A 12517-nucleotide genomic window follows, 5' to 3' on the forward strand; every position below is an offset into this window, starting at 1 on the left:
AATCGGACAGATTGCTTTGCAAAGGCCGCTATCCATGTCCACACTCACCTTCGGTTTTGTCATCGTTCCGAATTTTTCGCTCATCGCGCTCAGCGCCTGTGTGGACCCGCTGCGCCTTGCCAACCAGGTCATGGGTCGGCCTATCTACAAGACGGTGCTGCTATCCATAGACGGTGGCCTGGTGGCTTCCAGCGACGGCATTCTGGTGATGTCGGACAGTTCGCTGTCCAATGCGCCGCGCCTGGACACCATCTTTGTCATTGGCCCCAACCCCATCCCCAAGCGGGGCTTGAGCGCGCTGACCATCTGGCTGAAAAAAGCGGCCGGTGCGGGCATCCCCCTGGCCGGGGTGGACACGGGCGCCTACCTGATGGCGCAGGCCGGGTTGCTGGATGGTTACCGCTGCACCATCCACTGGGAAGACCAGGAGGCCATGGTGGAACGCTTTCCCAACATCATCGTGACGCAGCACTTCTTTGAAGTGGACCGTGACCGTTCTACCTGCAGCGGGGGTGTGGCGCCACTCGACCTGATGACCTATCTGCTGACGCAGCCACCCGGCAGCCGCCAGCTTGCCAACGAGGTGGCGAACCTCCTGATTGCCGACCGGCGCAGCCTGACCGATACGCAGACCGTGTCGGTGATCCACCAGAGCCGCGTGACGGACTCCACCACCATCGATGCGCTCAAATTGATGGAAGCAAATATCAGTGAGCCACTGACCATTGCCGAGATCGCAGAGTTTGCCAAAGTGGAGCCGCGCAGCCTGCAGCGGCGCTTCAAAAAACAGCTGGGCAAATCGCCCGAGCGGGTCTATCTGGATATCCGCCTGACGCGCGCCCGCATCCTGGTGCAGCGCAGTGACAAGAGCCTCAATGACATTGCGCATGAAACCGGCTTTGCTTCGGCCTCGCATCTCACCGCACGCTACACCCCCCGCTTTGGTGCATCGCCGCGGGTGGATCGCGTCGAGCGCGGCATTGGTCTGTCGCATAAAGACATTTAACAGACGCAATTGTTTTTTTTGACCAGCGCGACTGTCGACAGAAAGTCCTTGCCTTCCGAGCTATTTCTCCTGTGACGCACCAGTGAAGTGCGAGGGATATATCAGTTTGGTGCATGGGTAAAAACCCTTGCAAATGTCGCAATAGTTGCCAGCCTTTTATAGACATGTATTTGTCGTAATGGGACATCCTGCTTTGGCCTTGTGCACGCACACTTCATCCAACGAAGCAAACCAACAGGAGTCCCAACATGGCAATGCCCGACCTCATCTACATCGACAATGGCGAGAAAGTCCGCAACAGTTTTTCGCTCCCCGAGTACGCCAACCGCATCAGTAAGCTGCGCGCGATGATGGCCAAAAAGGGCGTGGACAGCGTGCTCTTCACCAGCTACCACAACATCAATTACTACGCCGACTTTGTCTACTGCCAGTTCGGCCGCTTCTACGGCCTGGTGGTCACGCAGGACAAGACCGTGCTGATTGCCGCCAACATCGACGGCGGTCAGCCCTTCCGCAAGGGCGTGGCCGACCGCGCGCTGATTTACACCGACTGGCAAAAGGGCAACTACTTCCGCGCCCTCAAGCAGGAAATTGCCAACAGCGGCACTCTGGGCCTGGAGTTTGACCACCTGCCGCTCGAGCGCCTGGACATGATCAAGTCCGTGCTGCCCGGTGTCTCGGTTGTCAACATCGCTGCCGACTGCATGCAAATGCGCATGATCAAGTCCGCCGAAGAAATCGAATTCATCACCAACGGCGCCAATGTGTGCGACATCGGTGCCGCCGCACTGGTGGCCGCCTTGAAAGAAGGCGTGCCCGAGTACGAAGTGGCCCTGGCCTCCACCCAGGCCATGGTGCGCGAGATTGCCAAGCGCTATCCGCACACCGAGCTGATGGACACCTGGACCTGGTTCCAGTCCGGCATCAACACCGACGGTGCGCACAACCCCGTCACCACCCGCAAGGTGCAGCACGGCGACATCCTGAGCCTGAACTGCTTCTCCATGATCTCGGGCTACTACACGGCGCTGGAGCGCACCCTGTTCTTCGGTGAAGTCGACGCGGCATCGCGCAAGCTCTGGGAGGTGAATGTGCAGGTGCATGAGGAAGGCCAGAAGCTGGTCAAGCCCGGCGTGCGCTGCTGCGATGTGGCCAACGAGCTCAACAAGATTTACGAAGAACACGGCCTGCTGCAGTACCGCACCTTTGGCTACGGCCACTCCTTTGGTGTGCTCTCGCACTACTACGGCCGCGAAGCCGGGCTGGAATTCCGCGAGGACATCGATACCGTCCTGCAACCCGGCATGGTGGTGTCCATTGAACCTATGATCATGCTCCCCGAAGGCATGCCGGGTGCTGGTGGCTACCGCGAGCACGACATTCTGGTGGTCACCGAAACCGGCCACGTGAACATCACCGGCTTCCCCTTCGGTCCGGAGCACAACATCATCCAGGCCTGAGCCCTGGCCCATCCCGCGAGCACTGCACCACCATGAACCAGCCCTTCGTCAAATTTGAGCATGTAGAGAAAACCTATGACGGCGTGCAACTGGTGGTGCACGATTTGAACATCGACATTGCCAAGGGCGAATTCCTGACCCTGCTGGGGCCCTCGGGTTCCGGCAAGACCACCACGCTGATGATGCTGGCCGGTTTTGAGACCGCCACATCCGGCGAAATCTACCTGGACGGCAAGCCCATCAATGCCATCGCCCCGGAGCACCGCGACATCGGCATGGTGTTCCAGAACTACGCGCTGTTTCCGCACATGAGCGTGGAAGAGAACGTGGGTTTTCCGCTCTCGGTGCGCAAGGTGCCTGCGGCGATTGCCAAGGAGAAGATTGCCAAGGCCCTGGCCAAGGTGGGCCTGAGCGGCTTTGAGTCGCGCCGCCCGGCACAGATGTCGGGCGGGCAGCAGCAGCGCGTGGCAGTGGCGCGTGCCCTGGTGTTCGAGCCCAAGCTGGTGCTGATGGATGAGCCACTCTCCGCTCTGGACAAGCAACTGCGCGAGCAGCTGCAATATGAAATCAAGCGCCTGCACGAAGAGCTGGGCATCACCATCGTCTATGTGACGCATGACCAAACCGAGGCGCTGGCCATGTCGGACCGGGTCGCCGTGTTTCACCAGGGGCGCATCCAGCAGATCGACACACCCACCAACCTGTACGAGCGCCCGGCCAATGCCTTTGTGGCCCAGTTCATCGGCGAGAACAACACCTTGCAGGGCCGTGTGCTGTCAGTCAGCGGCGAACGTTGCCGCGTCGAGTTGCCCGATGGTGTGCAGATGGATGCCATGGCTGTGGGTGCCCTGCACGCTGGTGACAACACCCGGCTTTCGGTGCGGCCCGAGCGCGTGCACCTCAACCCTACAGCCCCGATGGAAACGCAGGTCACCGCCACGGTGGTGGACGTGATCTATCTGGGCCGCTATGCCCGCGTGCGTCTGCAGACCTGCGGGCTGGAAGAATTCATCGTGACCCTCCCCAACGATGGACGTGATCTGGTGCTGGTCTCTGGCACGCAACTGGCTTTGGGCTGGAACGTGTCGGACTGCCGTGCGCTGGATGGTGTATGAGCCCCTCTTTTTTTACTTCACATAAAGGACTGACCATGTTCAAGAAAATCCACGTTGGAGCACTCGCCCTGGCGGGCGTTGCCGTGCTGTGTGCAACGCCTCTGGCTGCGCAGGAAATCACCGTCACCTCCTGGGGCGGTGCCTACACCAAGAGCCAGGAAGAGGCTTACTACAAGCCCTTCACCGCCAAGACCGGCACCAAGGTGGTGGTCCAGGATTACAACGGTGATCTGGCCGAGATTGCGGCCCAGGTGAAGACCGGAAACGTCAAATGGGATGTGGTGGATGTGGAGCTGGCCGAGGCCATCAAGGGCTGTGAAGAAGGTCTGTTTGAAAAAATCGACGCCAGCAAACTGCCTGCCAGTGACACCGGCACGCCAGCCGCCAAGGACTTCGGCCCTGGTCTGGTCACGCCCTGTGCGGTGGCCACGATTTTCTATGCCAATGTGGTCGCCTATGACAAGGCCAAGCTCGGTGCCAAGGGCCCCAAAAGCCTGAACGATTATTTTGACCTGGCCAAGTTCCCCGGCAAGCGCGGCATGCGCAAGAACCCCAGCGTGAACCTGGAGTGGGCGCTGATGGCCGATGGCGTGGCCCCGGCTGATGTCTACAAGGTACTGGCCACTCCCGCTGGTGTGGACCGTGCCTTCAAGAAGCTCGACACCATCAAGTCCAGCGTGGTCTGGTGGACAGCGGGTACCCAGCCGCCCCAGTTGCTGGCCTCCGGTGAGGTGGTGATGACCAGCGTCTACCACGGCCGCGTCGTTGATGCCAATGTGAAAGACAAGCGCGACTTCGCTCTGGTGTGGGATGGCCAGGTGCAGGTGCCCGATCTGTTTGTGATCGTCAAGGGCAGCAAGAACGCTGCAGCCGCCCAGGAGTTTGTGCGCTTTGCCACCTCCACCACGGCCCTGGCGGAGCAGGCCAAGTGGATTCCCTATGCACCGGCCCGCGCATCTTCATTGGCCAAGATTGCCCCGGCCACCAAGGAGTGGTTGCCCAATGGCGGCCACGCCGGACGCCAGATGCTCACCAGCGCCGAATTCTGGTCTGAATATGGTGACGACCTGAACAAGCGCTTCTCCGCCTGGTTGGCCAAATAAGTTACGGGAAAGCAGAGCCACCATGAACAGCACGGACCATCTTGTCAGCCGTTTGCGCAAAGCCGAACGCAAAGGCCATTTGCGAGCGTATGCCCTGATTGCCCCGCTGTTCATTTTTGTGGCGCTGAGTTTCTTGCTGCCGTTGGGCAGCGTGCTGCTCAACAGCTTTTACGATCCTGTCATTCCCGAGGGTTTGCCGCGCACCGTGGCGGCCCTGGAGCAGTGGAACGGCTCGCGCATCCTGGTGCCGCCCGAGCCCGTGTTCGAGGCGCTGGCGCAGGACCTGAAGCTGGCGATGGACAACGAAAAAGCCAGCCCCATGGCTACGCGGCTGAACTTTGAAGAGACCGGCTCCCGCACCATCTTCATGCGGGCTGCCCGCAAGGTGGGGGCGCAGGAGAGTGGCCCCTGGAAGCCGTTTTTTGAACAGGTTGACCCGGCCTGGGCGCAGCCCGCGATCTGGGGCACCATCCGCAACCTGCATTCCAGCACCCATACGCTTTTCTTTCTGCAGGCGCTCGACCTGCGGCGCCAAAGCAATGGCGAAGTGGCGCAGCAACCCGAAGACCAGCGCATCTACGTCGACATCTTCCTGCGCACCGTCGGTGTGGCGCTCACCGTCACGCTGGCCTGCCTGTGCCTGGGTTTTCCGATCGCCTATCTGCTGGCGCACCTGAAGGACAAGACCGCCAACATGCTCCTGATCCTGGTGCTGCTGCCGTTCTGGACCTCGCTCTTGGTGCGCACCACAGCCTGGGTCGTTGTGCTGCAAAAAGAAGGCGTGGTGAACTCCCTGCTCACCGCCCTGGGCCTGATCTCCGAGCCCCTGCCCCTGATCTTCAACCGTTTTGGTGTGGTGGTGGCCATGACGCACATTCTGCTGCCCTTCACCATCCTGCCGCTGTATTCGGTGATGCGCTCCATACCGCCGTCCTTTGTGCGCGCCGCGCGTTCGCTGGGTGCAGATCCCTTCACCGCCTTTGTGCGTGTCTATCTTCCGCAATGCCTGCCCGGCATCAGCGCCGGCGCATTGCTGGTGTTCATCCTGTCGCTGGGCTACTACATCACACCGGCCCTGGTGGGCGGTGCCACCGACCAGATGATCAGCTACTTCATTGCCGACAACCTGGGGCGCTCACTCAACTGGGGCCTGGCCTCTGCGCTGGCAGCCATCCTGCTGACGGCGGTGCTGGCCCTGTACGCAGCCTATGACCGCGTGGTCGGTGTTACCAATGTGAGGTTTGGATGAGCCACGCTGCCCTACCCCTCTACACCACGCCGCTGCAACGCGTGGGCCACTGGGCGCTGCTGCTTGGTTGCGCTGCCATATTTCTGTTTCTGATTGCGCCGGTGCTGGTGGTGATGCCGCTGGCCTTCAACCAGGACCCGTATTTCAATTTCCCGATCCGCAACTGGAGCCTGCGCTGGTTTGATGACCTGTTTGGCAATCCGGTCTGGCGCAATGCCATTGCCAACAGCCTGATCACAGCCATCTGCGCCACAGCCTTGTCCACCACACTGGGCACGCTGGCCTCTGTGGGGCTGAACCACCGCAACCTGCCCGGCAAGCGCCTGATCATGGCGGTGCTGGTCTCGCCCATGATTGTTCCGGTGGTGGTGCTGGCCGTGGGTGCGTACTTCTTCTTCTCCAGGCTGGGTATTGCCAACAACCTGCTGGGCATCATCCTGGTCCATGCGGTGTTGGGCATGCCCTTTGTCGTGATCACGGTGAGCGCCACGCTGGCCGGCTTTGACATGGGCCTGATGCGTGCCGCGCGCAGCCTGGGCGCCTCCCCGTTCGTGGCGTTTCGCCGCATCATGCTGCCCCTGGTCTGGCCCGGCGTGTTGTCGGGCGCACTGTTTGCCTTTGCCACCTCGTTTGACGAAGTGGTGGTGGTGCTGTTCCTGGGCGGGCCGGGCCAGACCACTTTGCCGCGCCAGATGTGGTCGGGCCTGCGCGAGCAACTCTCTCCGACCATCCTGGCGGCGGCCTTTGTGCTTATCATCCTGTCCGTGACTATGTTGCTAACCCTTGAATTCCTGCGCCGACGCAGCGTGGCCCTGCGCGGCATACGCGAGTAGGGGGCTGCAAAGGGGCGCATGCGACGCAAACTCTCGGTTGGCTTTGTGCTGGCGCCCAACTTCACCATGCTGGCCCTGTCGGCCTTTGTGGACACGCTGCGCCTGGCCGCCGACGAGGGCGACCGCAGCCGCCCCATCCTGTGTGCCTGGGCGGTGCTGAGCGACACCATGCGCCCCGTGCGCTCGAGCAGTGGCATCAGCGTCAACCCGGATTCCGAACTGCAGGACCCCAAGCACTTTGACTACATCGTGGTGGTGGGTGGCACGCTCACCACCGACCTGCTCTCCAAGGGCATGGCCGCGTATGTGCAGCAGGCTGCTGTGGCCGGGGTGCCGCTGGTGGGCATCTGCACCGGCAGCTTTGTGCTGGCGCGCCTGGGGCTGATGCAGGACCGGCACAGCTGCATCAGCTGGTTCCACCATGAAGAGTTCCGCACGCTGTACCCGCACCTCAAGGCGAGTTCGGACGAGCTCTTCATCATCGATGGCGACCGCCTCACCTGTGCCGGTGGCACCAGCGTGGTCCATCTGGCCGCGCATCTGGTGAAGCAGTTTTGCGGCGAGGCCGCGGCCGAAAAAGCGCTGCGCATCATGATCGAGCAGTCCACGCTGCCCGCGCGCTTTCCGCAACCCCAACCCTTCCAGACGCCCAAGACGCGCGACCTGCGCGTGCGCAAGGCCATGCTGCTGATGGAGCGTAACCTGGAGTCGCCGCTGTCGGCCGAGTTTGTGGCCCGCCATGTGGGGGTAAGCGTGCGCCAGCTCGAGCGTCTGTTCAAAACCGAGGTGGGCTGCAGCCCCAGTGTGATGGCCCTGCGCATACGCCTGGCCCATGCGCGCCACCGCCTGCTGCACGGGCAGGAGCCGGTGTCCGACATTGCAATGCAAAGCGGTTTTGTGAACCGCTCGCATTTCGCGCGCAGCTTTCGCGTGGAGTTTGGCATCACGCCCAGTGACTTGCGGGCACAGCAGACTGCGGCCCGATAGACGTTCCTGAATTTCGCGCCGCATACTTGGGCTATGCGCAAACCCGAGTGGAGCCCTGCAACGCTGACCGGCCCTGACCTGGTGGCCGGTCTGTGTGTGGCCGGCCTGCTGCTGCCCGAGGCCGTGGCCTATGCGGGGCTGGCACATGTGCCGGTGGGCCATGCGCTCGTCGCCGTGGTGCTGGGGCTGGCCATCTATGCGCTGTTCGGCAGCAGCCGCTTTGCCGTGGTCTCACCTACCTCGTCCACCGCCACCCTGGCCGCGGCGGCTGCCGTGTCCATGACGGGTGCCTACAGCGCGGCCAACGCCGCCGTCTACACGCAGGTGGTGATGGCGCTGGTGCTGCTGTGTGGACTGCTGCTGATGCTGCTGGCCGCAACCCGGCAGGGCCAGCTCTCGTCCTATGTGTCGCGCCCGGTGCTCAAGGGCTTTGGCTTTGCGCTGGCGGTGTCCATCGTCATCAAACAGCTGCCCGATGCGCTGGGGCTGGAGGTGCCGCAAGCCGCGCAGGGCGACCCGCTGCACCTGGCTTACTTTGCACTGTCTCACGTGGCGCAATGGCATGGGGCTACGCTGGCCGTGGCCCTGCTGGCTGCGGGCCTGATGCTGGGGCTGCGGCGGTGGCCCCGTCTGCCGGCCTCGCTGTTGGTCATGGTGCTGGCCATTGGCCTGGCACCGGTGCTGAACTGGCAGGCCCTGGGCGTGCGCCAGATCGGCATGGTGGCCGCACCCACATTCGCCCTGGGGCTGCCGCAACTGCCGCTGACGGAGTGGGCCCGAGCGGGCGAGCTGGCCTTTGGTCTGGTGATGCTGGTGTTTGCCGAGTCCTGGGGCAGCATGCGCACCCAGGCCCTGCTGCATGGCGACAGCCTGGAGCCCAACCGCGAGCTGCTGGTGCTGGGCGCCTGCAACCTGGCTTCTGGCTTGTTGCAGGGTATGCCGGTGGGGGCCGGGTTTTCTGCCACCAGCGCCAATGCCGCAGCCGGTGCGCTCAGCCGCCGCGCGGGCGCCTATGCCCTGGGCGCCGTGCTGCTGGCCATAGGGTTCGCCCTGCCTGCGCTGCAATACCTGCCCCGCCCGGTGCTGGCTGTGGCTGTGGTCAGCGCGCTGTGGCATGCGCTCTCGGTGCGGCCCCTGCTGGCCGTGTGGCGCATGAACCGCGACCGCCTGCTGCTGCTGGCCGCCGTGCTGGCGGTGCTGTTGCTGGGCGTGCTGGACGGCATGCTGGCCGCTATGGGCCTGTCGGTGCTGGCGGCCCTGCACCGTTTCAGCCAGCCGGTGGTGCATGAGCTGGGTGAGCTCGACGCCAGCCGCAACTATGTGCACCTGCAAACGCAGCCGGGCGCGGTGGCCCGACCGGGGGTGCTGATCCTGCGCCCCGAAGAGCCTTTGTTCTTTGGCAGCGCCGAGCGCGTGGTGGGCGAGGTGCTGCGCGTGGCGCGCACACGCGAGGGCCTGCACACCGTCATCCTCAGCCTGGAAGAAAGTGCCGACCTCGACAGCACCGCCGTGGACTGCCTGCTGGAGCTGCGCCACAGCCTGCAAGGCACTGGCCAGGAACTGCTGCTGGCCCGCGTGAAGACCACCGTGCGCGAACTGCTGGGCCACGTCGATCCGCAGGGTGTGGGCAGCGAGGCGCGGCTGTTCTGGAGTGTGGCGGATGCTGCGGAGGGGGCGGTGCGCGGCGCAGGGCTGAAGCAGGTTTCGGTTTAGGCACTGGCCTTCAGCCGACAATGCCCCCTCTGGATGAATAACCCACGCTGCATGCCACCCCCATCTTCACCATCCCCGCCACCCGAACCAACCCCAGCACCCCCCACCTGGCGCAGCGCCCTGCTCTGGGCGTCCTACGCAGCGCTGGTGCTCGCCCTGGCCTGGCTGGCCGGTACCTGGATGGCGCAGCGCGAGAAGCGCGTGCAGGTGGAGGCCATTCACCGCACGATCGAAGTGCAGGCCCTGGGCCTGCGCGGCACGGTGGCGCGCTACAACCACATTCCCTTTGTCACGGCGCAGCACCCCGATGTGCAAGCCTTGTTGCGTGCGCCCAAAGACACCGTGCTGGTGAGCCGGGTGAACCGCCTGTTGCAGGAGGCCAGTGGCCGCGTGGGCTCCAACGCGCTCTACCTGATGGATGCGCGTGGCGTGACGCTGGCGGCCAGCAACTGGGAAGACGCCGACACCTTTGTCGGCCAGAGCTATGCCTTTCGCCCTTACTTCAAGGATGCGATGGACGGGCGCGATGGCTTCTTCTATGCCATCGGCAGCAACACCCGTGTCCCCGGCATGTTCATCTCGGCACCCGTGCGCGGCTACGACCGCCCACTGGGTGTCGTCGCCATCAAGGTCAGCCTGCGTGATATCGAAGAGGCCTGGCGCCGCACCAAGGAGCCGGTGTACCTGGCTGATGCCTATGGCGTGATTTTTCTGGGCTCCATCGACGCCTGGCAGTACAAGGCCACACGGCCCCTTTCGGCCGAGGCGCTGGCCTGGATACGCGGGAACCGCCAGTACGGCGACCGTCTCAACTTTGAGCCCCCGGCCTGGCAACAAAGCCGCGAGGCCGATGAGGGCAGTTTCGAGACGCACGCGGTGATAGACCAGCGCGCGCAGCAGCTGTTGTCGCTGGAGGAAGACCTGCCGGAGTTCGGCTGGAAGCTGGTGGTGATGACCGACCTCGCACCCGTGACCTGGGCCCGGCGCACCGGCCAAGTCCTCACCGTGCTGCTGGTCCTGGTGCTGCTCTTGGCCTACAAGGTCTGGCAGCAGCGCGAGCGCCGCTATGCCGAGCTGCACCGCCACCGCAGCGAGCTGGAAGTTCGTGTGCAGGAGCGCACCGCCGAGTTGCAGGAGGCTCACGCTTTTCGCAAGGCCATGGGCGACTCGCTGGTGGTGGGCATGCGCGCGCGTGATTTGCAGGGCCGCATCATCTACGCCAATCCGGCCCTGTGCGATATCACCGGCTACTCCGCAGAGGAGCTGGTGGGCCAGCTGCCACCCTATCCCTACTGGCACCCCGAGGACATGGAGAAGCACTGGCAGGACAACGAGGCCGTGCTCAGCGGCAAGACCGGCATGCACGGCTTTGAGTCGCGCATACGCCACCGCGACGGCCACGATGTGCACACCATGATTTACTCGGCCGCGCTGATTGACGGACGCGGCCAGCACAGCGGCTGGATGAGCTCGGTGGTGGACATCAGCGAGCAAAAACGCCTGGAGGAACAGCAGCGCCTGCAGGCCGCCAGCATGCAGCGCACCGGCCGCCTGGCAACCCTGGGCGAGATGGCCTCCACCCTGGCCCACGAGCTGGGCCAGCCGCTGATGGCGCTGGTGAGCTTTTCTGGCGCGGCCAAGGCCTTTGCCGAGCGCGAGCAGCGCGAGCCCCTGCGTGAGACGCTGGCCGACATCAGCACCCAGGCCCACCGCGCGGCCGACATCGTCAGCCGCATCCGCGGCTTTGTGCGCCTGCAGACCAGCGGCTTTGAGGACTGCACGGTGAACGCCATGGTGGCCAATGTGCTGGCCCTGCTGCGCCCCGAAATCCGCCAGCAGCAGGCGCGTGTGACCACGCAGCTGGCCGAGGGCCTGCCCACCCTCCAGGCGGACCGTCTGTTGATGGAGCAGGTGGTGCTCAACCTGCTGCTCAACGCCTTGCAGGCCATGCAGGGCGTGCCGCCTGCCGACAAGGTGCTGCACGTGGAGACAGGTATGGATGCAGGTGCCCAAGACGGCATGGTGTTCATCCGCGTGACGGACCGCGGCCCCGGCATTGCCCCGGCCGTGCAGGCCCAGCTGTTTGAGCCCTTCTTCACCACCAAGCCCGAAGGCCTGGGGCTGGGCCTGAACATCTGCCGCACCACCGTAGAGGCGCACCGCGGCCGACTGCTGTGGCACAACCATGCCGAGGGCGGTGCCGTGTTTACCGTCTACCTTCCCATTTCAACTTCCACCTCCACCTGAGGCCCGCGCCATGCAGAACGAGCTGCTCCACATCTACATCGTTGATGACGACGAGGCCGTGCGCCGCTCACTCGGCAGCCTGCTGCTGTCGCGCCTGAGCGACTGCAGCGTCAAGACCTTTGACAGTGGCGAATCCTTTCTGGCCGGTGCGCAGCTCGACGCCAACGGCGTGCTGGTGCTGGACCTGCGCATGCAGGGCCTCAGCGGCCTGGATGTGTTCCAGCAACTGCAGCAACGCCAGAGCCCGCTGGTGGTGGTGTTCCTGTCGGGCCACGGCGACATCCCGGTGGCCGTGCGCGCCATGCAGCAGGGCGCGGTGAGCTGGCTGGAAAAACCCTGCAGTGATGACAAGTTGATGGAGACCATAGCGCGCGCCAAAGCACAGGCCGCCAGCATCGCCGTGGCGCGCCGCGCGCGCCTGCAGGCGCAGCAGCTCTGGGCCAAAGTCACTGCACGCGAAAAGCAGGTGGCCCCCCTGGTGGCGCAAGGTTTGTCCAGCAAGGAGTGCGCCCAGCGCCTCACGCAGGAAGACCCGGACAACCCCATCGACTACCGCACCGTGGAAGCCCACCGCGCCAAGATTTTTGCCAAACTGGAGCTGGCCAACAGCAATGCGCTGCAGGTGTTTTTGCGGGACAACGGTTTGTGAATGTCAGCAGCTGATTGTGTGGAGATTTGCCATGGCGACGAAACGTGAATTCAAAAGTGATGCCTTCGCGGCCAGCCACGCTTTGGCTAGGGCACCCAGCGACCTGGCTCTTGTGGTGTCGTCCCCCTGGATGGGGTATTGGTGTGTCCGCTAGC

Annotated in this window: 10 protein-coding genes; all 10 read left to right on the plus strand. The window is 63.7% G+C overall.

Annotation, left to right across the window (positions count from 1 at the left end; all coding sequences use genetic code 11):
- The first annotated feature begins 34 nt into the window (after positions 1 to 34).
- Positions 35 to 1006, plus strand: a complete 972-nt coding sequence (locus DIC66_RS12630) for a GlxA family transcriptional regulator (RefSeq protein WP_117177712.1) — start codon at positions 35 to 37, stop codon at positions 1004 to 1006.
- 248 nt (positions 1007 to 1254) lie between these two features.
- Positions 1255 to 2466: a M24 family metallopeptidase gene (locus tag DIC66_RS12635; protein ID WP_117177714.1), complete on the plus strand. Its 1212-nt coding sequence runs from the start codon at positions 1255 to 1257 to the stop codon at positions 2464 to 2466.
- A 32-nt stretch (positions 2467 to 2498) separates the two neighbouring features.
- Complete coding sequence (locus DIC66_RS12640; protein ID WP_117177716.1) at positions 2499 to 3581, plus strand: ABC transporter ATP-binding protein; 1083 nt, start codon at positions 2499 to 2501, stop codon at positions 3579 to 3581.
- A gap of 35 nt (positions 3582 to 3616) precedes the next feature.
- Entirely contained in the window at positions 3617 to 4684 is a 1068-nt protein-coding gene (locus tag DIC66_RS12645; protein WP_117177718.1) for an ABC transporter substrate-binding protein, read from the plus strand.
- A gap of 22 nt (positions 4685 to 4706) precedes the next feature.
- Entirely contained in the window at positions 4707 to 5933 is a 1227-nt protein-coding gene (locus tag DIC66_RS12650; protein WP_117177720.1) for an ABC transporter permease, read from the plus strand.
- Complete coding sequence (locus tag DIC66_RS12655) at positions 5930 to 6766, plus strand: ABC transporter permease (protein ID WP_117177722.1); 837 nt, start codon at positions 5930 to 5932, stop codon at positions 6764 to 6766. The genes DIC66_RS12650 and DIC66_RS12655 overlap by 4 nt, the downstream gene beginning before the upstream one ends.
- Before the next feature lie 18 nt (positions 6767 to 6784).
- A complete protein-coding gene (locus tag DIC66_RS12660; RefSeq protein ID WP_117177724.1) occupies positions 6785 to 7753 on the plus strand; it encodes a GlxA family transcriptional regulator in 969 nt (322 codons plus the stop codon).
- Positions 7754 to 7786: 33 nt separating this feature from the next.
- Entirely contained in the window at positions 7787 to 9466 is a 1680-nt protein-coding gene (locus tag DIC66_RS12665) for a SulP family inorganic anion transporter (RefSeq protein WP_117177726.1), read from the plus strand.
- A 51-nt stretch (positions 9467 to 9517) separates the two neighbouring features.
- A complete protein-coding gene (locus DIC66_RS12670; protein ID WP_117177728.1) occupies positions 9518 to 11713 on the plus strand; it encodes a PAS domain S-box protein in 2196 nt (731 codons plus the stop codon).
- A gap of 10 nt (positions 11714 to 11723) precedes the next feature.
- Positions 11724 to 12362: a response regulator transcription factor gene (locus DIC66_RS12675; protein WP_117177730.1), complete on the plus strand. Its 639-nt coding sequence runs from the start codon at positions 11724 to 11726 to the stop codon at positions 12360 to 12362.
- Positions 12363 to 12517: the final 155 nt, after the last annotated feature.

The organism is Rhodoferax lacus, from assembly GCF_003415675.1.
GTDB classification, from domain to species: Bacteria; Pseudomonadota; Gammaproteobacteria; order Burkholderiales; family Burkholderiaceae_C; genus Allorhodoferax; species Allorhodoferax lacus.

Excerpts from the sequence above, each read along its gene's own strand:
- DIC66_RS12630 (WP_117177712.1), top strand. The coding sequence starts at position 35 with ATGTCCACACTCACCTTCGGTTTTGTCATCGTTCCGAATTTTTCGCTC.
- DIC66_RS12635 (WP_117177714.1), top strand. The coding sequence starts at position 1,255 with ATGGCAATGCCCGACCTCATCTACATCGACAATGGCGAGAAAGTCCGC.
- DIC66_RS12640 (WP_117177716.1), top strand. The coding sequence starts at position 2,499 with ATGAACCAGCCCTTCGTCAAATTTGAGCATGTAGAGAAAACCTATGAC.
- DIC66_RS12645 (WP_117177718.1), top strand. The coding sequence starts at position 3,617 with ATGTTCAAGAAAATCCACGTTGGAGCACTCGCCCTGGCGGGCGTTGCC.
- DIC66_RS12650 (WP_117177720.1), top strand. The coding sequence starts at position 4,707 with ATGAACAGCACGGACCATCTTGTCAGCCGTTTGCGCAAAGCCGAACGC.
- DIC66_RS12655 (WP_117177722.1), top strand. The coding sequence starts at position 5,930 with ATGAGCCACGCTGCCCTACCCCTCTACACCACGCCGCTGCAACGCGTG.
- DIC66_RS12660 (WP_117177724.1), top strand. The coding sequence starts at position 6,785 with ATGCGACGCAAACTCTCGGTTGGCTTTGTGCTGGCGCCCAACTTCACC.
- DIC66_RS12665 (WP_117177726.1), top strand. The coding sequence starts at position 7,787 with ATGCGCAAACCCGAGTGGAGCCCTGCAACGCTGACCGGCCCTGACCTG.
- DIC66_RS12670 (WP_117177728.1), top strand. The coding sequence starts at position 9,518 with ATGCCACCCCCATCTTCACCATCCCCGCCACCCGAACCAACCCCAGCA.
- DIC66_RS12675 (WP_117177730.1), top strand. The coding sequence starts at position 11,724 with ATGCAGAACGAGCTGCTCCACATCTACATCGTTGATGACGACGAGGCC.